23 protein-coding genes and 4 pseudogenes are annotated in these 24,009 nt (G+C 61.1%); 18 read left to right on the forward strand and 9 right to left on the reverse strand.

Features of this window, described 5'->3' with window-relative positions:
- Window positions 1–385 precede the first annotated feature (385 nt).
- A complete protein-coding gene (locus SBI20_RS16680) occupies window positions 386–1,459 on the forward strand; it encodes an ISNCY family transposase (protein ID WP_317976221.1) in 1,074 nt (357 codons plus the stop codon).
- A gap of 135 nt (window positions 1,460–1,594) precedes the next feature.
- Here the strand turns inward: SBI20_RS16680 and SBI20_RS16685 are convergent.
- Window positions 1,595–1,702: pseudogene (locus tag SBI20_RS16685) on the reverse strand (transcriptional regulator); the annotation flags it as partial.
- A 283-nt stretch (window positions 1,703–1,985) separates the two neighbouring features.
- Between SBI20_RS16685 and SBI20_RS17630 the strand changes: the two are divergent.
- Window positions 1,986–2,195 (forward strand): annotated as a pseudogene (locus SBI20_RS17630) (IS110 family transposase); the annotation flags it as partial.
- A gap of 47 nt (window positions 2,196–2,242) precedes the next feature.
- On the opposite strand, the gene SBI20_RS16695 reads toward SBI20_RS17630, so the two are convergent.
- Window positions 2,243–4,981 (reverse strand): Tn3 family transposase, encoded by a 2,739-nt coding sequence (locus SBI20_RS16695; protein WP_317976223.1) that lies wholly within the window; start codon window positions 4,979–4,981, stop codon window positions 2,243–2,245.
- A gap of 163 nt (window positions 4,982–5,144) precedes the next feature.
- Between SBI20_RS16695 and SBI20_RS16700 the strand changes: the two genes are divergently transcribed.
- Window positions 5,145–6,356: an IS256 family transposase gene (locus tag SBI20_RS16700; protein ID WP_317976224.1), complete on the forward strand. Its 1,212-nt coding sequence runs from the start codon at window positions 5,145–5,147 to the stop codon at window positions 6,354–6,356.
- Window positions 6,357–6,384: 28 nt separating this feature from the next.
- On the opposite strand, the gene SBI20_RS16705 is transcribed toward SBI20_RS16700, so the two are convergent.
- Window positions 6,385–6,636: a DUF4158 domain-containing protein gene (locus tag SBI20_RS16705; RefSeq protein WP_317976225.1), complete on the reverse strand. Its 252-nt coding sequence runs from the start codon at window positions 6,634–6,636 to the stop codon at window positions 6,385–6,387.
- A gap of 131 nt (window positions 6,637–6,767) precedes the next feature.
- On the opposite strand from SBI20_RS16705, the gene SBI20_RS16710 reads away from it, so the two are divergent.
- The 3 genes and pseudogenes from SBI20_RS16710 to SBI20_RS16720 form a co-directional block, all read left to right on the forward strand.
- Window positions 6,768–7,340, forward strand: coding sequence for a recombinase family protein (locus tag SBI20_RS16710; RefSeq protein WP_317976226.1), 573 nt, complete (start codon window positions 6,768–6,770; stop codon window positions 7,338–7,340).
- Window positions 7,337–8,623 (forward strand): hypothetical protein, encoded by a 1,287-nt coding sequence (locus SBI20_RS16715; RefSeq protein ID WP_317976227.1) that lies wholly within the window; start codon window positions 7,337–7,339, stop codon window positions 8,621–8,623. Before SBI20_RS16710 ends, SBI20_RS16715 begins: the two co-directional genes overlap by 4 nt.
- Window positions 8,624–8,700: 77 nt before the next feature.
- Window positions 8,701–9,531, forward strand: a pseudogene (locus SBI20_RS16720) (IS110 family RNA-guided transposase); the annotation flags it as partial.
- Between the two features lie 479 nt (window positions 9,532–10,010).
- Here the strand turns inward: SBI20_RS16720 and SBI20_RS16725 are convergent.
- The 5 genes from SBI20_RS16725 to SBI20_RS16745 all read right to left on the reverse strand — a co-directional run bounded on the left by SBI20_RS16725 (window position 10,011) and on the right by SBI20_RS16745 (window position 14,445).
- The gene (locus SBI20_RS16725) at window positions 10,011–10,331 is read right to left on the reverse strand and encodes a single-stranded DNA-binding protein (protein ID WP_317976206.1); all 321 of its coding nucleotides are present in this window, start codon (window positions 10,329–10,331) and stop codon (window positions 10,011–10,013) included.
- A gap of 216 nt (window positions 10,332–10,547) precedes the next feature.
- On the reverse strand, window positions 10,548–11,414 hold the full coding sequence (locus tag SBI20_RS16730) for a DUF7146 domain-containing protein (protein WP_317976228.1): 867 nt from the start codon (window positions 11,412–11,414) through the stop codon (window positions 10,548–10,550).
- Between the two features lie 166 nt (window positions 11,415–11,580).
- Window positions 11,581–12,600: a helix-turn-helix domain-containing protein gene (locus SBI20_RS16735; RefSeq protein ID WP_317976229.1), complete on the reverse strand. Its 1,020-nt coding sequence runs from the start codon at window positions 12,598–12,600 to the stop codon at window positions 11,581–11,583.
- 455 nt (window positions 12,601–13,055) lie between these two features.
- Window positions 13,056–13,916, reverse strand: a complete 861-nt coding sequence (locus SBI20_RS16740) for a replication initiator protein A (RefSeq protein ID WP_317976230.1) — start codon at window positions 13,914–13,916, stop codon at window positions 13,056–13,058.
- Window positions 13,917–14,043: 127 nt separating this feature from the next.
- Complete coding sequence (locus SBI20_RS16745; RefSeq protein ID WP_317976231.1) at window positions 14,044–14,445, reverse strand: hypothetical protein; 402 nt, start codon at window positions 14,443–14,445, stop codon at window positions 14,044–14,046.
- A 189-nt stretch (window positions 14,446–14,634) separates the two neighbouring features.
- On the opposite strand from SBI20_RS16745, the gene SBI20_RS16750 reads away from it, so the two are divergent.
- Complete coding sequence (locus tag SBI20_RS16750) at window positions 14,635–14,898, forward strand: helix-turn-helix domain-containing protein (protein WP_317976232.1); 264 nt, start codon at window positions 14,635–14,637, stop codon at window positions 14,896–14,898.
- An 80-nt stretch (window positions 14,899–14,978) separates the two neighbouring features.
- Window positions 14,979–15,188: pseudogene (locus SBI20_RS17610) on the forward strand (helix-turn-helix domain-containing protein); the annotation flags it as partial.
- Here SBI20_RS17610 and SBI20_RS16755 read toward each other — a convergent pair.
- Window positions 15,168–15,791, reverse strand: coding sequence for a helix-turn-helix domain-containing protein (locus tag SBI20_RS16755; protein ID WP_317976233.1), 624 nt, complete (start codon window positions 15,789–15,791; stop codon window positions 15,168–15,170). The pseudogene SBI20_RS17610 and the gene SBI20_RS16755 sit on opposite strands and share 21 nt — an antisense overlap.
- A 236-nt stretch (window positions 15,792–16,027) precedes the next feature.
- Here SBI20_RS16755 and SBI20_RS16760 point away from each other — a divergent pair, with 236 nt between their 5' ends.
- Genes SBI20_RS16760 through SBI20_RS16805 form a run of 10 tightly spaced genes read left to right on the forward strand, consistent with a single transcriptional unit; the run spans window position 16,028 to window position 23,998 of the window.
- A complete protein-coding gene (locus SBI20_RS16760; protein WP_317976234.1) occupies window positions 16,028–16,822 on the forward strand; it encodes a muramidase in 795 nt (264 codons plus the stop codon).
- Entirely contained in the window at window positions 16,819–17,196 is a 378-nt protein-coding gene (locus SBI20_RS16765; protein ID WP_317976235.1) for a hypothetical protein, read from the forward strand. Before SBI20_RS16760 ends, SBI20_RS16765 begins: the two co-directional genes overlap by 4 nt.
- Window positions 17,193–17,792, forward strand: a complete 600-nt coding sequence (locus SBI20_RS16770; protein ID WP_317976236.1) for a lytic transglycosylase domain-containing protein — start codon at window positions 17,193–17,195, stop codon at window positions 17,790–17,792. Before SBI20_RS16765 ends, SBI20_RS16770 begins: the two co-directional genes overlap by 4 nt.
- Window positions 17,789–18,880 carry an LPD7 domain-containing protein gene (locus SBI20_RS16775; protein ID WP_317976237.1) on the forward strand — a complete coding sequence of 364 codons (1,092 nt, stop codon included), beginning with the start codon at window positions 17,789–17,791 and terminating at the stop codon, window positions 18,878–18,880. Before SBI20_RS16770 ends, SBI20_RS16775 begins: the two co-directional genes overlap by 4 nt.
- A gap of 6 nt (window positions 18,881–18,886) precedes the next feature.
- A complete protein-coding gene (locus tag SBI20_RS16780) occupies window positions 18,887–19,225 on the forward strand; it encodes a TrbC/VirB2 family protein (protein WP_317976238.1) in 339 nt (112 codons plus the stop codon).
- 1 nt (window position 19,226) lies between these two features.
- Window positions 19,227–19,559, forward strand: a complete 333-nt coding sequence (locus SBI20_RS16785) for a VirB3 family type IV secretion system protein (protein ID WP_317976239.1) — start codon at window positions 19,227–19,229, stop codon at window positions 19,557–19,559.
- Window positions 19,552–21,918, forward strand: coding sequence for a VirB4 family type IV secretion/conjugal transfer ATPase (locus SBI20_RS16790; protein WP_317976240.1), 2,367 nt, complete (start codon window positions 19,552–19,554; stop codon window positions 21,916–21,918). The genes SBI20_RS16785 and SBI20_RS16790 overlap by 8 nt, the downstream gene beginning before the upstream one ends.
- A gap of 19 nt (window positions 21,919–21,937) precedes the next feature.
- Window positions 21,938–22,645 (forward strand): type IV secretion system protein, encoded by a 708-nt coding sequence (locus SBI20_RS16795; protein ID WP_317976241.1) that lies wholly within the window; start codon window positions 21,938–21,940, stop codon window positions 22,643–22,645.
- 3 nt (window positions 22,646–22,648) lie between these two features.
- Entirely contained in the window at window positions 22,649–22,888 is a 240-nt protein-coding gene (locus SBI20_RS16800) for a hypothetical protein (protein WP_317976242.1), read from the forward strand.
- Window positions 22,889–22,924: 36 nt separating this feature from the next.
- Window positions 22,925–23,998, forward strand: coding sequence for a TrbL/VirB6 family protein (locus SBI20_RS16805; protein ID WP_317976243.1), 1,074 nt, complete (start codon window positions 22,925–22,927; stop codon window positions 23,996–23,998).
- Window positions 23,999–24,009 lie beyond the last annotated feature (11 nt).

Genomic DNA, 24,009 nt, shown 5'->3' on the forward strand with positions numbered 1-24,009 from the left:
TGCAGGTGGTGATTGTTCTCTCACGTTTCGGCCGGCGCCTCGGTCTGGATCGTGCAATGTTCGATGCCGAACCGGCGGTCGAGCGTATCTCGACTATCTTCCTGACCGCATCGGCATCGACGCCTTCGGCGAAGGTGACGCGCGCTGTGCAGGTGATGTCATCCGACGAAATCCATCAGACATGGAGGTCGCGAACTCCGCGACGCCGGACGATAAACAATGATGCAACTGACTCACCAACTTTACATAATCTATGTTATCGAACTGGCAGCTTGTAAGTGCCAAGTACAAATGACACCAGCCCGCTAGATAGAAATGGCACTCTTTGTACCATCGACGGGCTGTCGGTGTCATAGCCGTTCTCGGCAACGAGGACGCGCATTGTATGACGGTGCTGGCGATGAGTGCTGCTGAGATTACCCGGTTCGACACGCTGATGCGGCTCGACCGCGGCGAGATCCGGGTTACGGACGCGATGGAGCTGCTCGGCCTTGCCAGGCGGCAGGTTTACCGGCTGCTGAGCCGCCTGCGAGAGGACGGCGCGAGCGGCCTGGTGTCGCGCAAGCGAGGACGCCCGAGCAACCGACGCTACAGCGACGCCTTCCGCGCCGAGGTGGCCACTCTGGTGCGCGAGCACTACGCCGACTTCGGACCGACGCTGGCGCGCGAGTACCTCGCCGAGCGCCATGGCATCGGCCTGTCGCGCGAGACCCTGCGGCGCATCATGCTGGAGGCCGGGCTGTGGCAGGACCGTGCGGCCAAGCGCCCTCGCCCGTACCAGCCCCGCTACCGGCGCGACTGCCGCGGCGAGCTCATCCAGGTCGACGGCTCCAAGCACTGGTGGTTCGAGGGCCGCGGTCCGCAATGCACGCTCCTGGTCTTCATCGACGATGCCACCAGCGAGCTTATGCACCTTGAGATGGTCGGCAGCGAGAGCACCTTCTCGTACATGCGCGCGACAAGGACCTATCTCGAGCGGCACGGCAAGCCGGTCGCCTTCTACACGGACAAGCACAGCGCCTTCCGCAACAACACGGCCTCGGCAAAGGGCGACGGCATGACCCACCTCGGCCGTGCGCTGTACCGGCTCAACATCGAGCTGATCTGCGCGAACTCGCCGCAGGCGAAGGGACGCGTCGAGCGAGTCAATGCGACGCTGCAGGACCGCCTGGTCAAGGCCATGCGGCTCCACCGCATCTCCACCATCGACCAAGCCAACGCCTTCCTCCCCTCCTACATGGCGCAGCACAATCGTCGGTTCGCCAAGGCGCCGTTCGACCCGCGCGACCTTCACCGGCCGCTGGCCATCCACGATGACCTTGAGGCGGAGCTGGTCTGGCGCGAGCAGCGCACCGTCACCGGCGCCCTCACCTTGCACTACAACAAGGTCATGTTCATCCTTGTGCCCTCGCCTGCGACGAAGGCGCTCGCGCGGAAGAAAGTGGACGTGTGCGAGTAACTGGGCCAGGGCCGCTACCGATCCACAGGCCAGAGCCACGATTGAAACAACCTGTCCGAGCTTCTTCATCCGTATCATCCCTTTTCCTGGAGGCGCGAAGCCGCCTTGTTCGGATGCCAGCCTCGACCTGGTCGTTCAGGCGGCACGGCAGGCGAGCAGTTCGTCGGCAAGGGGGTGACACAGTTCGGCCCGCCCTTCGCAACAGTCCTTCACCAGAAACAGCATAAGCCCGCGCAGCGCATCGGGCTCTGTTGCAAACTCTGACACGGTTTCCAAGATTGGGCTCATGTACTGTCAAGGTCAGTTGCGATGAACGATTTCTGTCAACACCGGGATAAAAACGGGCCAGGCACCGGTTTAAAAAGGGGCCAGTTGGGTTGAATAAAAAGCCCCATGGTTGAGGCTGGACAGCATCGGCAGCGGGGAAGCGGCTGTAGCGGAGCGGAAGCCGATTTCCCGCTGCCGATGGCCGCCTTTTGTCAGATCATTTTGCCTCCCCCTTGTCCTTCTGGCGCTTGCGGCTGCTGGTGAGGTGCGTTTCGTCGGCACGGTCGCCAACGAGGACGATGCGATCAGGAATCTGGTCAAGCGGCTGACTGGACCGGGCGTGACGTTGAACGTCTGTTACGAAGCTGGTCCCTGCGGGTATGGCTTGCATCGGCTGCTGACGAAGCTGGGACAGAATTGCATCGTCATCGCCCCCTCGATGATGCCGCGGCGCCCGGGTGACCATGTAGGCCTCGGTGCATTATTGGGACACAGATATACGGTAGCGCCGTAGCGTCACCCGCTGCTGACCCGAAGCGGTAGGAATCCGTTATTGTCCAGCATGGCGCTATCCGAGAACACATAGTCACCGGTCAGGTTGATGTGATCCCAACCCAATGGCGAAAGTTCGCACAGCAAATCTTCCGGGATAGGCTGACCGTTTATGCGAAGGGCCTCGGATGCGCGGCTGAGATATTTGCAGTTAAACAGGATAATCGCGGCGGTCACCAGGTTGAGCGCCGCTGCCCGAACCTGCTGATTTTCCGCGCCTCGATCTCGAAAGCGACCAAGGCGATGAAAGGCAACGGCGCGCGCCAGAGTATTGCGGGATTCACCCTTGTTCAGTTCCGCCGTGACCAGTCGGCGGAGGGCGGGATCTTCGAACCATCGCAGCGTGAACAGCGTGCGTTCTATCCTGCCAATTTCCCGCATGGCGGCGGCAAGGCTGTTTTGCTGCCGGTAGGCCGATAGCTTTTTCAGGATCAGCGAGGGCGTGACGACACGGTTGCGCATGGCAACGATGATTTGATGAATATCGTCCCAATGGCTGCGGATCAGGTCTGCATCAAGCCGATGGCCAAACAGCGGTCCAAGCTTGCCGTAGCGCATCCGTGGTTCGAAAGCGTATAGCTTGCGGTCGGACAGGCGCGGGATTCTGGGCTCGAAGCTGAGGCCGAGCATGGACATGACACAAAAGACTATATCGGATGCCCCGCCGCCATCGACGTGCAAAGCTCCAAGTTCGACGCTGCTTCCGTGGCCGAGAATGCCGTCAAGTGCATGGATCGCCTCGCCCGCTGTTCCGGCGATAACCGTTTGATGAAGCGGGGCGTAGCGGTCGGTGATGGTGGTGTATATCTTCACGATCGGATCCCGACCGTAGTGCGCGTTCACCGTTCCACCGCTTTCGCCTTGCCCCCCAAGATAGAAATGCTGACCATCGGCTGATGCCCGCCATCCATCGCCGAACCACGCCGCAATCGGCTCGGCATTTATTGCATCTGTCAGGGTGGCAAGAGCCGCGCGGAATGTTTCGTCCCGCATATGCCAGGTCTGCATGCGCAACAGGGCGCGTCGTGAAGCGACATTGCAAATATCCGCCATGCGCGTCAGCCCCAAATTGGTGGCTTCGGCAATCAGACTGGCGAGAAATGCCTTTTCGTCGTTCGGCGGCATCCCAGTCGAGACATGCGTGAAATGGTCAATGAAGCCGGTCCAGTGCGCGACCTGACGCAGGACATCCGTAATTCGGACTGTTGGCAGAAGGCGATAAACGCGCAACGCATTTTCGCGTGATCGGTCATCGTTCTCTTCGTCTTTCGGCATTTTGGGAAAGCGCAGCCGGTCTCCGGCGAACAAGGCTGCATCCTTACCGGACAGGCCCTTCGTGGTTGACAACAATGCCTGATCCAACTGCCCGGCCTTAGCCGCCATCCACTGCTCGAAGTCGGGCGTACTGGATTGCAGCAGTGCAGGGCTGCTCATGGACGCTGCGCCCGAGGCAGGGGTGATCAGATCCTCGAGAGCGCGGTGCATTCGCGAGGTCGGAACCCACAGATCGCCGGAAGCAAGCGCGTTTGCTACAGCAAAGTAGGTCGCCAGCTCCCAGTATGTTCGATCGATCTTGCCATCGGCGAACAGGTGGCGGTGCCATCGTCGTTCTATATGCCCCAGCGGAATATCCACCGGCAGCGGTTTGCGCCAATTTCCACCCAGTTGGATCAATATGTCCATGGCGGTTTGCAAGGCGCTGGTCGCTCGCCGACCCTCGAACACAAAGCTCTCCAGAAAGCGCGGACCGACCTGCTTGAAAATCCGGTATTCCGGGCCAAGCTCGCCAACGGCATCTGGCTTGCCAGGTTTCGTCGTGCGGCGGATGACGCGGGCATCGGCTTCGATCACGTCAAGGCTGGCAACGGTCGCCACGGCCTCAGCGACATCGCCACCTTTTCGCAACGCCTGTGTCATAGCTTCAAGTACGGTTGCAATTCGGGTGAGCCGTTCGCGTCCTTGGTCGGCTGTTGCCAAAATCGTCTCTTCGAGCCGCTTTCGTGCTTTCAGGTTCGCGCGTCCGACCAGCGAGCCATACATCCCAAGCGCGGCATCGGTCGTCGTGGCTTCCAGTTCGCGCAAGGTGGCTACCAGCGTCGCCACGCGACGAGTGGGCGACATTTGCTGCATGGCCTGGGCCGTGAGGCGCACTCCTTCGCGCGCCAATTGCCGCATTCTCGGATGTGAAATCTCCGGGATCGCCGCTTTGGATGGGCTGACACGCCGGATCATATCTATCTTGTCGAGCAGTTCGAGCAATGATCTTGCGCTGACCCGGTAGGGTGGCGCCCTCAGCCAGCTCAACCGGCTTTGCTGGTCGTGGACTTTCTCCGACAGGATTGTTTCCAGCCTTTGGCGGGTGGCCCCTGCGATCTGGTTGTATATTCTTTCCGCGAATGCCTTATCTGTACGATGCAATGCCGATGCTGTCATGCGTTCAATCACGCTGACACCGGGTATTATGATGCGTTCGGCGCGCATTTTCCCGATCAGCCGCATCAGAAGTGCGGGGCCATCGACGGTGATGGCTGCCTCTCCTTCCAGCCACGCCGCAAGTTGCTCGCGCATAGGACGGGACAGATCCCGGAAGCCATGGTTGCGTTTAATGGTCGCAAGTTGCTCGTAGCGGGTCGGGCCTCGCCGAGCGAATGCGGCGATCACATCGGCATCGATGTCGAGCTGTTCGGCGATGTAATCGAGCATCACGTTAGCGTCCGCGCTCGTGGTGTAATTTCCGGTTTAGATTGAGGCGATCGCATGGGGTGGGGCATGCCCCACCCCATGCGATTTCGATCTCGGTGGCCACCGGGCTCATCGGTAAGGTGGAGTTACCACACTTCACACGCCCACCGAGGAGTTGATCTCGATGACCGACGACAGACTACCGCTTGCCGAACTGATGGCGAAGACCGGGGATGGAGATTTTCTGCGCACAATCGCAGAGAGTGTTTTGCAGATCATCATGGAAGCCGACGTTGACGGCTTGGTCGGTGCTGGCCGCCATGAACGATCCGGCGACCGGACGACCTGGCGCAATGGCTACCGCGACCGCAGCCTCGATACCCGGCTCGGCACGCTCAACCTCAAGATCCCCAAGCTGCGGACCGGCGCTTACTTTCCGGGCTTTCTGGAACCGAGGAAGACCGTTGAGAAAGCGCTGGTCGCGGTGATCCAAGAGGCGTGGATTGCTGGCGTCAGCACCCGGCGCGTGGATGAACTGGTCCAGGCCATGGGTATGAGCGGCATCTCCAAGTCCTCGGTGTCCAAGCTGTGCAAGGACATCGATGAGCGCGTCCATGCCTTCCTGAAGCGCCCGCTCACCGGCGATTGGCCCTACCTCTGGCTCGACGCTACCTACCTCAAGGTGCGCGAGGGCGGGCGGATCGTCAGCGTCGCCGCGATAATCGCCGTAGCCGTCAACACCGAGGGCAAGCGCGAGATTGTCGGCCTCCACATCGGCCCTTCCGAGGCTGAGGTGTTCTGGTCCGATTTCCTCAAGGACCTCGCACGGAGGGGGCTGACTGGCGTGAAGCTGGTGATCTCCGACGCCCACGAGGGCCTCAAGGCGGCGATCACCCGAGTGCTCAGCGCCACCTGGCAGCGTTGCCGCGTCCACTTCATGCGCAATGCCCTGGCCTATGTGCCCAAGGGCCAGAACACTGTTGTTGCCGCCGCCATCCGCCAGGTCTTCCTCCAGCCCGATCACGCTGCCGCAACACAGGTCTGGCGCCAGGTCGCCGACCAGTTGCGCGCCCGCTGGCCGAAGCTCGGCGCCTGCATGGACGACGCCGAGCATGACGTGCTCGCCTACATGGCCTTCCCCGAGCAGCACCGGGTGAAGTTGCACAGCACCAACCCGCTCGAGCGCCTGAACAAGGAAGTGAAGCGCCGTGCCGATGTCGTCGGCATCTTCCCGAACGAGGACAGCATCATCCGCCTCGTCGGCGCCGTTCTGCTCGAGCAGAACGACGAATACCAACTCCAGCACCGCTACATGCAGATTGAGGGCATGGCAGCCCTCGCCACACCAATCATTGAGGAGGTTCAGCCGCTACAGATTACACCCAAGGTCGCCTGAAAATGCAGCCCGATGGCCACACCCGAATTTACACCACATTGACGGACGCGACCAGCATCACCGCTGGCAGCGTTTCGCCCCGACGTAAATAGCGACCTGGAAAACGCAGGCAGCATAGTTGCAATGCATAGCCAAGGCGGGTTGCCGGTGTCCTCGATTTCGCGATGGCGAGCAGATCGCCATCATCGAGGCTATAATGGGTGACGACCTCTCCCTCGGTAGCCGGGAGAGACAAAAGCGCCTCCCTCTGCCGATCCGTCATCGAAATGCGTGCTGGCAAGGCTGAAATCCCTTCACAAACGTCTTTCCATTCATTAAAGTTTTGAAATAGGATTTTGAAAGACGCAACCGCAGTCCACTTGGCCTCGGCCGCATCTCTTTCAAAAACGACCGTTTGCGAATGAGGCTGGAATGCTGATCGGCTATGCGCGCATCTCCAAAGGGGACGACCAGAGTACCGCCCTGCAGATGCGTGCGCTGAAGGATGCAGGGTGCAAACGCATCTTCGAAGAGGCTGCCAGCGGCGGACGATGGGACCGACCGGAACTTCACCGAATGCTCGATCAGCTCCGCGACGGGGATGTGGTCGTGGTTTGGAAGCTCGATCGCCTATCGCGATCACTGAAGGATTTGCTGCATCTGCTCGACCGGATCGAGGCGGCGCAAGCGGGTTTCCGTTCGCTCACAGAAAGCATCGACACAACCACACCAGCGGGCCGCATGATGATGCAGATGATTGGCAGCTTTGCCGAGTTCGAGCGCGCCATGATCCGAGAGCGGACGAAGGCGGGATTGGACCAGGCACGTGCGGAGGGGCGGGTCGGCGGCCGCCGGCCAAAGCTCAATCCCAAACAACGAGCCGAGATTGCCGAAAGTGTGATGTCTGGCCGCAAATCTGCCGCCGAGATGGCCCGTATCTTCGGTGTCAGTCAACCAACTGTTTCGCGTATCGTAGCGGCAGCCTATCAGGGGGCAAATCGGTGAAAATGTTCAAGAAGCTTATGGTCGCAGGGATATTGGCCATGCCTGTACCATCTTATGCCTCCCCGCCGATGCCCTCCGAAAGTATCCGGATAATCACCGCGGCATTACCGGAATGCACCGGCGGTTGGATCGAAACCGACAGGCGCGGCCGCGTTTTCCCGATGGACCTGGCGCCCCGGCTTTCTCTGCTTTCAGGCCCGTCCAACGCATTGGACCAAGACGCCGGCCAGGATCTCTATCAAATTGCCAAAGGCCTTCTGGCTCCGGCTACGGGAGTCCACGACCGGATGATGGATGGGGATGCCAGCCTGAAGTGCCCCGCCCACGCTAAGGAAGCCGTTGCCCTGATGGAATATCTGGTCGATGAAAAGCCAGATGCATGGCGAGGCGCCACGAATGCGTTCGAATGGCTTGGCCTCGCCTATGAATCAGGAGCCGCAGGCGCTAAAAACGTGGCGAAAGCCCGGCGTTATTATCTGCGCTTTCGCATCCACACCGGGGTCGGGCCAGAGGCACGTTGGTCTGACGGGATCGATAACAGCCTTTTGGGTAATGTCGAACGCGCGGGTTTGAGACCGTATCTCGATGCTCTGGCCCAAAGCAAGCGTGGGGGCGGCGCAGCACGATTGGCGCTGGCGGAAGCAGCTTTGCCCACCGATCCTTTAGCTGCCCGCAAGTGGCTACGATATCTCGATGATCGCCCGCTCATTCGCCTTCTCGAATTGGAAGATCAAAAGCGCATTCCAGTCATCGCAGATGGCGAAGAAATCGAATTTTGGGCCGAAGCGTCCAGAACGCTATTCGGATACCGAAAATATTCGGCGCGCTTGCTCAAGGCGGCGCAACAGGTGGATGGAGGAAGCATCCCGACCTCTGCCGAACGACCGTCGATTGATCTGCTGCGATCGCATCTCGATATGGCAAGTGTTGCAGATACCGATGCCACCCGCGATCCTATCCCGGTCCGAGCTTTGGTAACACCGGAGGGGCGCGCAATCTGGATTGAAGCTTGTAGCACTCACCCTGCGCAGTCGATGCCGCTCCAGGTTCTCAATGTGCAATTGAACGCTGCAAGGCTATATAGCGTGAAGAATGTGGCCGAGTTGCCGACATTGCCCGTTGTGAAGGTCGATGGACGACCGGCTTACGGTTGGATCATCTTGCCGGCGGTGCATTTCACCCGGACCGACAAAGGCAAGCTGGAAATCAAGTTCGCGAATCTGCCGTCCGAACGCTGCGTATATTCCGGTATCGCGAACGCTCCCCCGTCACCCGTCATGTAGCAAAATCGGCTGCTGCCATGATCCGCAGTCAGCGCCAAAATCTACTGTATATCTGTGTCCCGATAATGCACTGAGGCCATGTAAAGACGGACCGGCGTGACGCGATGACCCTGGCGCGGCTGCTACGCGCTGGCGAACTCACCGCAATCTGGATACCGAACGAAGCGCACGAGGCGGTACGCGATCTCATCCGCGCGCGACGCAGCGCGCAAGACGATGCCATCGGAGCCAAGCAGACAGTGCGCAGCTTCCTGTTGCGTCATGATCGTCGTTTCGGCGGCAAGGCGGCCTGGACGAAAATGTACTGGCGGTGGTTGTCCGAGCAGCGGTTCGATTTTCCCCACCAACAGCTGGCATTCGAGGAAATGCAGAAGCGGGTGCTGGAGGCGCAGGCACGGGTCGGGCGCTTAGAAGCGGCGCTGGCTGAAGCGGTGGACGCATGGTGTTTTGCGCCGCTGGTCCGCAATCTACAGGTCCTGCGCGGTATCAGGCTAGTCAGCGCTGCGACGCTGGTCGCTGAAGTAGGCGATCTCACCCGCTTCGACAATCCCAAGCAACTGATGGCGTATGTCGGCTTGGTGCCGTCCGAGCACTCCAGCGGCGCTCGGACCAAACGGGGCCGGATCACCCGCGCGGGCAACGCGCAGGCACGAACCATGCTGATCGAGGCGGGCTGGTCGTATCGGCTGCCCGCTCGCGAGGAACGACGCTACCGTGAGCGGGTCATCGACTTGCCCGAGGACATCCAGGTGATCGGGTGGAAAGCGCAGGTTCGCCTGTGCCAGCGCTACCGTCGCCTGGCGGCCACGGGCAAGCCTCAGCCCAAGGTGACCACCGCGATCGCGCGTGAACTGGTCGGCTATGCCTGGGACATCGCCCGTCGGGTGTCGCCGGCGATAGCCGGCTGATCCGCGCACGACATTAACGAGAGGAGGCGCCAGCGCACCAACTGCATAGCCTTGGCCAGCGTGCCGCGGGCACCCGACTGTGATGGGCAATCCACGATGTACGGTGGGGCAGGTTCGTCCGACGCCCGAACTTAGACGGAGGATAGGCCCAGCGACGGATACGGGTAGTGCGGTAACCAACCCGCGGATGAGAGCATGATCAATCGTCGTCGATCAGGCGTCCGCGGCACACCCGCCAAGGTCAATGCGACCGCTGGTCTTGCGACCAGCGAAGGAGTAAACTCGGTCAGCGTCTCGGATGGCAGTCATGAGAGCGTAGGATTTCGCCCCCTCCCGCAAACGACCCCAATGTGGCCGCCCTGGCGGCCTCAGCTTCGAGCGAGGATCGTTGCCCGCATGGGACGAAACCGCTCGGCGGGTTCGGTCGGAACGCAGTGGAGATAGAGCCGTGCTGCCAAGCCGCTCCCGCTTGGGAAAAATTACTGCTCGCCGCCTGCCTTTGCCAGGACAGAGAAGGTGTCAGCAATCAATTCCGTCCGATAGGCAATCTCGTTGCCCTCCCCGTGGCTGGTTTCGCGCATTCGTCCAGTGATGTGAACCAGATCGCCTTTGTCAGCACCCTCAATCTGCTCACGGACATTCGAGAAGCCGACCACGCTGTTCCAATGAGGGTCGCTCTTCCACCCGTCGCCATCACGGCGGTTGTAATTGGCCGCGACGGTGACATAGATCACCTTGTCGCGCGGCGTGATCTTGCCGATCCGGCCGATGATCCGAAACTCAGCGATGTTCTGCGGCATGGTCCACTCCCTTGGCTGATGGACGTTGGCCCGAGCCCAGACCTGGCCATTGTGGATCGCGCAGGATCTGATCGAGCCCGGTAAAGGCGTGACAGGCCGAAGGCGGCGCCAGGCCGAAACAAGACATGCTGCCATCCTGAAGATGACTGCCGCCAAGCGGAACTTGCGTGGCCGCGAAAAGCAAGGCCGCGCCGCCGCCCAAAAGCGCCCGCGCTCTCACGCCCGGATCGCCATTCGGGCCACCAGCGCATCGTTCCAATCGCCGCCTGGCGGAGGAAGCACGATGTCGAGCAAGCGACCATTTGCGGTGAGATTGTCGTGCCCACGCGCGATCCCATCGGCCGCGGCCTTGCCATGCTGAGAGTAGATGACAACCCGGCGCACATGGTCAGGAATGGTGATCTCGCGATAGCGCTCAACGCCGCATACCGCCGCGCAACCGGGAAGGTCGTTCAGAACCATCGCAGATTCCGCGTCCTCAAACCCTTCGGCCAGGTTCATCGTCACATCAGCCGGCGCGCCAAGCTGGATGATGCTTCCGCGCGTATCACCCAGCGTTCGCTTCGCGCCATCGAGGCATCGCGCCTTCTCGCCATCGGGGTCGAGGAATATACGCAGCAACGCGCGCAAATCGCGCCCTTCGGTCATCGGGAGAAGAAGAGCTGGCAAACGCAGTTTGCGGCCATTCTCATAGGTCACGGCGGAGGGCGTAAACCGACCTGCGCAAGAATGCCCGATGCCGCGCCGGTTCAGATAGCGCTCGGCGATGGTCCGGGCGACCGGTCTGGCCATCCCCCATATGTCCGTAATCAGCGGGGTCAGATCGCGAGCCGGGGCGGCATCAACAAGATCGCGGGCGCGGACCTTCGGGTTGAGCCGCAAATCCCGCAACGCGGCCATGATCGCGCTTTGCGTGCAACCGGCAAAGCAATGGAACAGCACGGCTTGCCGGCCAGGCGTCACAGACAAGGATGCTCGGGCATCCTCATGGGCAGGACAGCGGACCATCCCGTGCTTGCGATGCCAGGTGCCCTTCAGATCATGGACAATCTGGCGCGCGGCTGTTTCCGGCGTATGGGTCATGAGTCCATTATATACTATGCAACAAAAATGGACAGTCGAATTTGCACGCCTTGATCTCGGCTTGCTCCCTCTGGGGAGCATTCCGGCGCCGTTAGGCGACGGTCCTGCCCTTGCTTTTGAGCGGGATGGTTGATGGTTTGAGCTGAAGGATCGGCATCATGGCCCGTCAGGGCAAAGCATATCGGCCGACTAGGCCGATTCCGCTTTTCCCATTCTTATAAATATAATCCTTTATGAGAGGAGGAAGACCATCGTGACACTCACGGGCCTTACGCTCGGCGGCAAGACGCAGATCAACACGCAGCCCCGCAGCGACCAGTCTTGCGCGATCAACCTCATCGGCAGGCAGGGCGCGGCGACGTTCCGCCGCCGGTAAAGTCGCAAGCATGGCTGCATGTTCTTCGGCAGCCTGGGAGCGCCGATCTTCTTCATCGGCAGGCAAGGGCGTGTGAAGGCCCACCAGCTTTTCCAGCCAGTCCGGCAGGCGGAAGCGGTAAAGATTGGAGGTCTGGGTCGATCGCGCGCCCACGTCCTTGTCCTGCGTGTAGATGAAACGCCTGATCCATTCGATCATGCCGATGTCGGCCAGCGTTCGAAGCGAACGATAGATCGTGCTGCGCGAAAGGCCCGTCCACCCCATGATCGTCTCATAGGCCGGGATACACCAGCCCTTGCGAAACTTCTCATTGTCGAGAAGCTCGATGAGGATCTGCTGACAGGATGGCGTGTAGCAGACCAGCTTCATTTCGCGATCGGTGAGCGCCCGCTCGCCCGCGCGGGCCTCGCAGGCGAGCTTGCGGCCGAGCTTGAGGACACGCTTGCCGGCGATCACCAGGCGGGCGCGCATTCGCTGCGTTAGCGGCGAGGCAAATTCGGCTTCCTCATCGCTCCCCGTCCGGACGCTGTTCGCCCACACTTCGTTGCGCGTGATGTGGAGCCCACCTTTACGACCGCGCGGCTTGGGCGTGCCCGCCAGCACGCGGGCGTTGCCAATCTGGTTGTTGCGGCGCTGCGGCGCATCCAGCCCGCAGATAACTCGCAAGGGCAAAACAGGCACCCCTGCCTTGCGCTGCACCTCCTGAAGATCGAGCCCCATGCGAATGTCATCATAGGACACGCCTTCGGCCTGTAACGCCTCGATCACTGATCCTGCCGGTCGGGCAGGCGATTGCAGGGTAAGCTCCATCGTTCGTCCCCTCAGGTGAGAGGCCGTCAGCAGGCAAAACTCATCCGTGGCACGAAGCACGCACCCTTGAAGGAATCTTCAAATCCGGCTAGAAGGGGGGTGTTGAGAGCGCCTAACGGCCACCTTGCATCGTCGCCAAACGATGCCTTCTAACCTCTCGGGTGCCCGGCCTTCGTGCCGGGCATTTGTTTATGTGCTCACAGCCCATCCTTTCTGTGCATTGAGCGCTCGGCCAACCGGCCGCTGATTGCGAAGATGATTAATGCCAGTGGCAAGGGATGTGCGGAAGCACCAGAAACTCGTGCTTTCGCGGACCAATGCCGGAAAAAGCTCGTGCTTTCGCGGACCAATGCCCTGCACCTTCGTGCTTTTGCGGACCTTTGGTTCGTGCTTTCGCGGACCAATTCGCTCAAAACCTGCCCTCGGCGCCGAATCAACCGTCCGGCGTCTGCCGGTCAGCACGTCGGCTCCGAGTTTTTCGGCAAAATCGTGACTTTGGTGAGCCCCGCGCGGCGTCCTGGACGCTTTGCCTCTGTATTGACGGCACTTTCGCTCATCGTGATCCGGTAGTCCGGGATCGTATCCTCATCCGCGATCTTTTTGAGCGCGTGCCGAAAATGCTTGAGGGAGTTCTGATAGCCGAGCTGAAGCCGCAGCTCCTCAATATCCATTTCGACCGGCCCTGGCGCGCAGCTCGCGCGGGCGACCTCGTAGAGACGCCGCTCAACGGGACCGATCTGGAAATAGGTGGGCGAATAGCCCAGAACCTCACGGTCGCGCAGGATCGCGCGGTAGAGCCAATCACACAGACGGACCCTGACGGCCTTGAGCCGCTGATCCCCAGATTTGGTCTTGGTGTATTGTAGCCGGGCCTCGGAGAGCCAGGAGAAGAAGCCGGTCTCGCCTTCACCTCCTGCCTCAATATTCGTTTTAATCTGAGTGCCTTGCAGGCGCTCCAGCGCGTCGGAAAGCCGCGTGTAAGATCGCGAAGAGCTGTTCACGCCGGTCACGCGAAACAGGTCGTGTGCGGTAAAATAGAAGTCCTGCGAGACGGGCTCGCCGGCATCGGATTTTGCCGCCAGCAAGCTGGCGATGTAGAGCAGAACTTCCTTGTCGTAGATGGTTGCAACACCGCGAGGGCCGGGGCCGATCTCGATCGAAACCGTATCGGTCTTGTAGACCAGCGACTTTTTCCAGGCCGTCTTGGTCAGCGCGAAGAAAGGGTAGGCCATCAGCGATCGCTCGCCGCGCACCTCGGTCAGAAGCGGACTATCGAGCGAAAACAGCTCGCCCTGACTCTCGGCACGCCCGTTCATGGCGCCACCACGCAATTATTGGTCCGCGAAAGCACGAAGTTTTGCTCCAGATTCGTGCTTTCGCGGACGAATGGCGCGCAGACTGCACGGGTCGCCGCACCATGAAACAAATATGGAGCCCAGGCGGTCATGGCTTTGGAGCCTCGATCAACTCAAGCTGGACTGGCGGGTTTGACAGATCATGCCCAACCTCAGCGAACACCATTTCGAAGGCAGAGCCAAGGCTCAGGTTGCGGAAGCGCTTCTGGATTTCCTTGACGTAATCGACCAGCTCGATGGCGATAATCGGCGAGATCCAGCGATAGACCGTATCGGGGGAGCTGGCCGCACGCTGCACATAGTGGTCGAGGCTGACCGTTACGCTCGCCTTGCGAATGATGCGTGCAACGATGGCGTCACGCGAACGCAGCCGGTATTCCTTCTTGAGCCTATCGATCTGCTGGATCGTCGCTTCGGAGACCGCCATGTTAAGGTTCCGGTTTCCCGTCGCATAAAGCTCCGCCCGCTGCTGCTGTACCAGCTCCTTCATCGTTAGGCCGGGAGTCTTGGGTCGGGGACGTGCCATGGCTGAAGAGTAATCGCCATGCGGCAAGCTTGTCAATTTACGGCAGGCGATTCGCTGTAAATTAATTTATGCTGCAAGATGGGAAGCTGGCGCTTATGTTAAGCATACTTTCCGCCGCCTCAGACCTAGGGGCGCAGTTTAACCGAGTACCCGATGGCCAAATTTTTGCGTCTGGATGATGTGGTCCAGCCCGCCGCTATCCTGTTCGGCGCGCGCCTCAAAAAGCGTCGAGAAGAGCTTGGTTTGACGCAAGCACAACTCTTTGAGCAAACCGGGATCACGACCGCCTATATCTCTCAGATCGAACGGGCGCAGGCCAATCCAACCCTCGATATGATGGTTAAGCTGGCGCAGGCCGTTGGCCTTGAGGCGTGGGATATGATCCGCCCCGAGAACGAGAATCAGAACGAAAAATAACAAGATAAGCCGAATATTTTTCGGGACGAACTCGTTTGCGACAGCATCGCAACAAGCATTAGTCTCCGTCCAACAAAAACATGGTCGCAAACTTGGCTGGCGCAACGCCGCAGCGACGAGGTGTGAATGTGACGGATGGGACAACACTGCGCCACAGATTTGGCAATCGGGTCGCCAAGACCCTCGCCGATTTGGGCCTTACACCTTCGGATTTGGCGGCCAAAAGCTCGCTTCCCGTGGGCAGAATTGAGAATATCCTGAAAGGCCAGTTAGCCCGCATCACTCTCAGAGATATGGCCCTGATCGCCAGCGTCCTGGGCACTCCCCTTGCCAATCTCATGATCCCGATCGAGGCCGCCATCGCGTTCGAAGCGTTCGAGATAGCCGAATAGGGTTGATCGGCCGATCCCCAATTCCTTCGCGACAATGGAAGCTGTCACCCCTGGCTCAGCCATACGGGCACGGATCAAGGGGATCTGCTCAGGGGTCAAAACCGGACGACGCCCTTTTGAGCCGCGCTCGGTTGGATGCGTCTTGAGGCCATGGATATGCCGGTAGTGTCCATCCAGAGCATCGATCAACAGATGGCTGCCTGTTTGCCCGGCCTCGATAACCAGTGGCGGGCTCGCCAACTCGATGTCGACCCCCGCCTGCAACAATTTGGAAAACGAGCGGACCAGCATGTCGGTGGAGAGGCCCAGGCAGTTGAGCGCATGGATCTTGATCCGATCGCCAGCCTGAAGAGGCGATCCAGCCTGGGCAAGCAGATCGGCCAATTGGCTAAAGCTCCGGTGCTCCGCGACAACAACAAAATCGTCCGGGTCAACCTGGGCTTTCTGTTCTTCGATTGTCGCCGATCCGGGTGTCTCGGCGAGAAAAGCAACAATAGTCAATCGTGGAGCCTCATAGCAGCGCGAACCTAGCAACAGTCAGCCTCGCGGATTTGCCAACCTTCTAAGCGAGACACGCTGGTCCATCAACATGGGGAGCCGCCCTTCAAACCTGGCTCATTTTCAATTGATCCGTTCCTCGCCACGGATCGCCGAAGCCTCTTGCAATGTGGGTCCATATCGTTCATTTGTTTATCTGGACTCATGAACGGGGCAATCCGATGCTTCCAGCGGGACTCATGGCCAAGGCAATTCACCTCTGCGCAGCAGGGCTGAGCACGGCCACATTACAGCCGGAAAACAGCGAAAACTTGTACGCCGTCGTCATTCACTCCGGCGCTCAACTCCTTCACCAACCTGACAATTCCGCTGATGCGCAAGCAACGGTGCGCGATCTTCTGGCGCTCGGGGCGGATTTCGACGCTGGACCGCTGGCCATCAATGGACGCGACTTCGCCAGCTACGGCGTCACGTCGGCATCTGTTTTCGATCCGTGCGCCTTGAGCCATGTCGATGATGCACCGGGGTCGATCGCCGCAAGCAGCACCCCCACCGTCTCGACGATCGCCGCGCTGGTCCATCAAGCCTTCGGTGCCCGCATCACCGACACCCTGCGCCCAGTCAACGCCAGCTATGGGGCGCTCCATAGCTGGCACAAGGTCGGCCAGGCCGTCGATTTCGTGCCGGCAGGCGGCGTGCTCTCGATCACGCGCGCGCAAATCCGCGCACTGATGGCCGCTCGCGGCATTCGCCTGCTCGAACTGCTCGGGCCGGGTGATCCCGGCCACTCCAACCATTGGCACGTCGCCTTCGCCCGGCCTGGTCAAGTCATCGACCATATCCGTCAGCAGGAGGGCGATGAGGACTGGATCGTCGCACCAACGTCAGATGGCGCGGTTCCCACCACCACACTGGCAAACGCAGATGCGCCAACCGCGCCCGTATCCGCGCCGTCTCTCACGGCCAAAGCTCCGCCCCACTGGGATGTGTTCGCCTTGGCCCAATGGCGCGCTGGCCATGGAGGTGGATCATGATCGTGAGATGTTTGAGCCGTTGGACCGGCGGCCTGGGTGCAGTCACCTTCCTGGGTGCCGGATTGGCGAGCTTTGCCGCGCCTCAACCGGCCCGTGCTTCCGATTGGGGCTGTCAGGTCATTCTCTGTCTGGCCACACCAGGTTCGCCGACCACCTACGCACAATGCGTCGCGCCCATCACCAAACTCTGGAGGACGCTTGCCTTTGGTGGCTCCTTCCCGACCTGCACGGAAGGCGGCGTAGGAACATCGACCCGCAAGATCCGCGACGGCTATCAGTTGCAGGTCGCCACCCCTGACGGTTCGGTGAGCAGCTATACGGTCAACACCAAGACCCAGACCATCACCAACACCAGCCCCACGGTGGCGCCATGATCTATGCGCTGGCTGCCATCGCAGAACTGGCGCAGCGCTGCGCGCCTGAAATCGCCACAGAAGCGGTTGTACCGCTGGTCATGACCGAAAGCGGTGGCGATGACCTGCGGATCAACGTCAACAAAGGGCCGCGTGTCCAGGCGACGACAATCGCGGAGGGTGCGGCGCTGGTCCGCCGCTATATGGCCGCCGGCTACACGGTCGATGTCGGCCTTGCTCAGGTCAACTCTGCCAATTTCGCGCGTCTGGGTGCCAGCATCGAGCAAGTCTTTGATCCCTGCACTAACCTTCGACTTGCCTCCCGCATCCTGCAAGACAGCTACGCGCTGGCAAGCCGCAGTTATGGGGGGCTCGATGCCATTTCGGCGACCTATTCCCTGTACAACACGGGGTCGCTGACACGCGGGCTGCGCAATGGCTACGTCCGCCGCGTTTGGGCCAATGCCATTGCCGCAGGGGCCGTCACCACATCCCCTCCCCTCCCCGTGGCGCCAACGGCCGAAATCGGTGCCAAGAGCGCCCCAGCCTCACAGGCAAGCGGCACCGAGGCATGGGTCGTGGGGCAGGTCACTTCGGGCGTCGAGGTGTTCAAATGAGCGAGACCAACAGCATAGCGCCCACCAGCGAGGAGAGGCCGCAGGCCCCGGACAAGCGCCCTGCCTTCGACATTCCCGAGGATCTGGCCAATCGCTATCAGATACGGGTCATTGAGGGGCCGGCCGAGGGCGAGCGCCGGATCGGCATGTTCATCGGCGGTGACACTGCCGCCCCTGCCCTGGAAATCACGCAGGAGAGGATCGTGGCCCGCCGCGAAGATCGCGAGACGATTGCCGGCCTCGTCCAGCTCGCCCGTCATAATGGCTGGGAGAAGATCGATGTCGAGGGATCCCCCGAATTTCGCAAGGGCGTCTGGGAAGCAGCCTCGCGTGAAGGCCTGACGGTCGGCGGCTACGAACCCAGCTTTGTCGAACGCGAGCGCATGGAAATCCTGCGCCGAGAAGAGGCAGAGCGACGTGAGCGGGAAGCAGCGCGCCAGCGCAGCGAAGAGACCGCGGCGCGTGCGGTCGATACAGCGGCGGAGGTCGCCGGCACAGCCGAGCGCGAAGCCGCAAAAGCAGAACCCAACGCGATCGCTCGCGACGGCCGCGACATCGCTGGTTCGCAGGTCGAACCCGCCACGCCGGTAGAAGACCGGGCAACACTCGAACGCGCCTTTGAGCGCAGCATCAAGGCCCTCGAACAGGCTGGCGATCCACGCGCCGTCATGATGCGGGAAACCGCTTCGGCGCTGGTCGAGGAAATCTACGGGGAGCGGGACAAGCAGGCTTCTATCAGCCCCGTTCCCGCACAGTCTCGGCCCCATGATGCCGATGCGCGCCACCCTGCATCACAGGAAGAGGCAAAGCGCCCAGAACACGAAGCGTTGGCCGACCTCTTTCTCAACGGCTCGGCCCAAACCATTTCCGCTGATCCCAGGCTCGCGCGGGCGCGCGAGGCACAAGAGGTCATGGAACTTCATATCGCCGAGGTGTTCCCCGGCGATCCCACCGGCCAGGCGGCTGCCAATCTCGAAAGCCGCCAAATGATCTCGGACGTGCTGCGGCGCGGCCTTGATGTCTCGGTTCGTGAGCCGACGCCTGTTCGACAGATCGAGCCAGTCCAGCCCCCAGAATTGGAAAGGTGAACAGCCATGAAGATGCTTTCGATTGCCTCCCGCCACACCGCCCGGCAGATCCTTACCGATCAGCGCGCGCGCCAGATCATTGGCCTTGCCGGTGCGCTCGCCCTTGTTTCGCTGGCACAGCCGGCCTTGGCCGATGGCACCTCGATCGAGACGGGCCTTTCCACGATCAAGTCATGGATGACGACCGTGGCCTCCGTGGTCGGCATCATCGCCATCATGGCCGTTGGCTATGCCAAGCTGACCGGCCGAATGGATTGGGGAAAAGCCGTCACTGTGCTGATCGGCATTGGTATCATCTTCTCTGCCTCCACCATCGTTGGCTGGATGGGCGGGTCGAGCAGCTAAGATGGACAAGATCGCCGAGGATAAGGTGTTTCTCGCCCTCACCCGGCCATCGGTGTTCATGGGATTGCCGCTTGAGGCGATCCTGCCGATCGTCATGGTCTGCATGGTGTTCTGGGGGGTGATGCACAATCCCTTCTTCCCCCTCGCCATGTTCGGCGCTCTCTACTTCCCGGCGCGCATGGTGGTCCATTACGACTACAACGCATTCCGCCTGTGGGGTCTGTGGTTTCAGACCATCTTCCTGTCCAAAAACCGCAAGTTCTGGGGCGGCGGGAGCTATGCTCCCGTCCGTCTCGGCGCCGGCGTGAAGCGGAAGCACTTCGGCAATGACTAGGTTCCTCCTCAAGCACAAACAGGTCGCCCAGCGCGAGGCCGATGACATCAAGTTCATCCCCTACACCCGCCATGTCGATGACACACTGGTTGCGCTGGAAGATGGCTCGCTGATGCGGATGTACCGCGTGGACGGGCGCCCTTTCGAGACCTGTGACATTGCCGACCTCAACACCTGGCACAACAAGCTCAACATCGCCTGGCGCTCGATCGGTGATGATCGCGTGGCGCTCTGGACCCATCTGGTCCGCACCGCGACCGATCCGGTGCTCGACGGCCAGTTTCATTCGGATTTCGCAAGGAAGCTCCAGGATCGCTACGCCGAGCGGCTGAAGGACAAGGTGCTCTACCATAACGAGTTTTATGTGAGCATCATCGTGCGCCCCTCGAACATGGCCGGCGATCAGATCTCGCGCCTGTTCGGCAAGCGTCAGCCCGGTGCCGAAATCGACGAACGCGCCCTGGCGATCATGGCTGACAAATGTCGCGACTTCGAGAGCCTGCTGGCCGACACGAACCCCCAGCGCCTGTCGCTCTATGAGCATAATGGCGTCCTGTTCTCGCAGCCGATGGAAGTTCTGCATTTCATCCTGACGGGCGATCGTATCCGCGTGCCCTTGGTGAGTGGACGACTCGGCCAGGCCCTCTACAGCTCGCGCATCGTCTTCGGCCGGGAGGCGGCTGAAATTCGCCTGCCCGACAAGAGCCATTTCCTCGGCATGTTCGGCGTGCGCGAATATGTCGCCAGCACGCGCAGCGGCCAGTTCAACAGCCTGCTGACGCTCGATTTCCCCTATGTGCTCACGCAAAGCTTCGCGCCGCTGGTCAAGTCCGTTGCCAGCGAGCGCTTCACCAAGAAATACAAGCAGATGGTGTCCTCCGACGATGCCGGTGTCAGCCAGGCCGAGGAGCTGCTGGACGGCGTTGACGATCTGATGGCCAACCGCTTCGTCATGGGGGAACATCACTTGTCGATCGCCGTCATCGACGATGATCCGCGCCGGTTGCTCGATCGCCTGTCGATCGCCCGCGCGGCCGCCGCCGATACCGGCATGGTGATGGCGCGCGAGGATGTCGCGCTGGAAGCCGCCTTCTGGGCGCAGCTTCCCGGCAATTTCAAGCTGCGCGCCCGGCCTGCCGTCATCAACAGCCGCAATTTCGCGGCTTTCAATCCCTTCTATACCTTCCCGGCGGGTCGCAAATCCGGCAACCATTGGGGCGAGGCGGTGACGCTGCTCAAGACGCGCGCTGGCTCGTCCTTCTGGTTCAATTTCCACCGGGCCGACATCGGCCATACCCTCATCATCGGGCCGACTGGCGCCGGCAAGACGGTGCTGCAAAACTTCCTGCAAGCCCAGCTCGAAAAGACCGGGGCCAAGCAGGTGTTCTTCGACAAGGATCGCGGCGCGGAAATTTTCGTGCGCGCCTGCGGCGGCACCTATCTGACCCTCCGCAATGGCGAGCAAACCGGCTTTGCCCCGCTCAAGGGTTTGGAACCAAGCCATGACAACATGGCCTTCCTGCGTCGCTTCGTCCGCGTGCTGGTGCGCCGCGAGGGCCGTCCCCTGTCAGTCGCCGAAGAACGGCTGATTGACGAAGGCCTCGATGCCGTGATGCGCCTGCCGGCAGCGTCCCGCTCGATCGGGGCGCTGCGCGAGATGCTGGGCCATGCCGATGCCGAAGGGATCGGCGCCCGGCTCGAACGCTGGTGCCTGGGCGGCCCAATGGGCTGGGCCTTCGATGGTCAGGTCGATGAAGTGTCGATGGCCGCACGCTTCGTCGGCTTCGACATGACCGATTTCCTCGAAAATCCCGAAATCCGCACGCCCATTATGCTTTACCTTTTCCACCGCGTCGATGATCTCCTCGATGGTCAACGTGTCGTCGTGGACATCGACGAGTTCTGGAAGGCTTTACAGGATGAAGCCTTCAGCGCTTTCGCGCAGGATGGGCTCAAGACCTTCCGCAAGCGCAACGCCTTCATGGTCTTCGGCACCCAGTCCCCGGCAGACGCGCTGCGCTCCCCCATCGCCCATTCGATCATCGAGCAAACCGCGACCAAGATCCTCCTGCCCAACTCGGACGCCAAGCGCGCCGATTATTGTGATGGCCTGGGCCTCACCGAAGCGGAATATCGCCTGATCCGGGAGGATCTGACGCCGGAAAGCCGCTGTTTTCTGATCAAGCAGGGCAACACCTCGATCGTCGCCAAACTCGACCTGGGCGGCATGGGCGATGAACTCTCGGTGCTGTCGGGCCGCGCCGAAACGCTGGCCGTCATGGAGGCGGCCATCGCCCGCGCCGGGACCGATCCCGCCGCCTGGCTCCCACTGTTCTACGCCAATGAGAGGAGAAGCTGAGATGAAGGTGCCATCCATCATGTCGCTGGTGATCACGCCGATCGCTTTCGCCCTGCCCTCACCGCCAGCCAGTGCGCAGGGCATCCCCGTCTATGACAGCTCGAACTACCTTCAAGCCCTGTCGACCGTTTCCAACACGCTCAAGATGGTCCAGCAGGGCGAGACGGCGATCGCGACCGCCAACACCCAGCTGCAATCCTTGCAGAAGCTCACCAACGTCAATTCGGTAGCCACCAGCCTGATCGATTCCTCAGTGCGCAATATCCTGCCCACCACCACGATGGACGCGACCACCTTGCTGTCAGGCGACCTGACGAAGCTGGGCACGCTGGGCACTCAGGCGTCGCAGATCCAGTCGCGCTACACCATCTCGGCCTCGACCTCCTCCAGCACCGACGCGGCCTACAATCAGGCACTGAAAGACGCCACCGGCTCGGCCGCCACAACCGCGGCGTTGGGGGCTAACACGCTTTCGATCACCCAGACCCGTATGCAGGGCCTCGATCAGCTCCGCACCCAGCTCAACAGCGCCAAAGACCCAAAGGATGTCATGGACCTTCAGGCCCGGATCGGGGTCGAACAGGCCCAGCTTCAGAACGATCAGATCAAATTGCAGGCGATCCAACTGGCACAGGCCGGTCAGAGCCAACTCGCGATCTCGACCGCTGAAACCAGCGCCGCGCGCAATGCCAGCAACTTCTATGACACCAACACCCTGAGGAAATAATCCATGCGCAAAATCTCCGCCCTGTGCCTCGTCCTCGCGATGTGCGGCTGCCAGCAAAAGCAGTCGGTATCTGTCCCCACGACCGATCAGCTCATGGCCGATGGCCAGCTCCTCAAGGCTTGGCAGGGAAAATGTGACACCGGCGAATACAGCCAGCTCCCCGCCGCGCAGAAGGACAACATGTGCTTCACGACGCGCGAGGCGGCCCGCTCGCTCGCGGTCAAGAAGATGAACGGCCTCTAAGCCACCGCCCAGACCCCCATCCGCGAGGTTTCCACCATGGCCACCGACTCCGTCAATCTCATGGTCCTCTTCACGACCATGTATAGCTATGTCGAAACGGCGATTGACTCGGCTGTGTCGAGCTTCGGCTCAGGGCTGGTCAGCTTCGTGGCTGCGCCATTGGGGGTCGCCGCCACCATCTATTTCCTGCTGCTCGGCTTTGCCGTGCTGCGCGGCGCAATCCAGGCCCCCTTGCGTGAACTGGTGTATCAGGCTGGCAAGGTCGGTTTCGCCATCGCTGCGGCCAGCGCGGTCGGCTACTCCACCTTCGTCGTCAACATCGCGACCAATCTGCCGCAACAGATCATTTCGGCCGGATCGGGCACTGCGGTGACGAACCCCGGCACGATCTTTGACACCTATGTCTCGGACACGGGAAAGCTGGCTTCGCGGATGGAAAAGCAGAACGCCGCCATTCAAGCCATGCCGTCGCAAGGCATCACTGATTTTCGCACACCGCTGATCCAGCTTCGCGCCGCTCTCATCACCTATGCCTGCATTGCCGTGCTCTACATCTTTGCCTTCCTCTCGGCGGCGGTGGGCTTCTGCATCATCATCTTTGCCAAACTGGCCGTCTCGATCTGCGTCGCGCTGGCACCTCTCGCGCTGGCCTGCCTGCTGTTCAACTCCTCGCGCTGGCTGTTCGACGGGTGGCTCAAGCAGACGGCCAATTACATCCTGCTGATGGTCGTGATGGCGATCATGACCAAATTCATCACCGGGCTTCAGGAAGCCTCGATGGACGGCATCATTGGCGCGATCGGCGACGGCTCGAACTTCATCCAGACCGAGGGCACATTTTCCGAACTCAACACCGGCATGATGATCGTCGCCACCATCTCGTGCTGCGCGATCTACATCGTCGGCACGATCTTCTTTTTCCAGTCGCCCTCGATCGCCTCCGGCGTTGCCGGCGGGGCGTCTTCGGGCGGCCATGCTTTCCTGCAAACCGGCATGAACCTCGCCGCGAACCGGCTGATGTTCCGCCGCCTGACAGGCGCGAGCGGGCGCGGCGGTGGTGCTGGCGCCAGCGGCGGCACCGTCTCGCGCTCCACGGGGACCAGCGGATGAACCCGCCCGAA

The organism is Novosphingobium sp. IK01 (genome assembly GCF_033242265.1).
GTDB classification, from domain to species: Bacteria; Pseudomonadota; Alphaproteobacteria; order Sphingomonadales; family Sphingomonadaceae; genus Novosphingobium; species Novosphingobium pituita.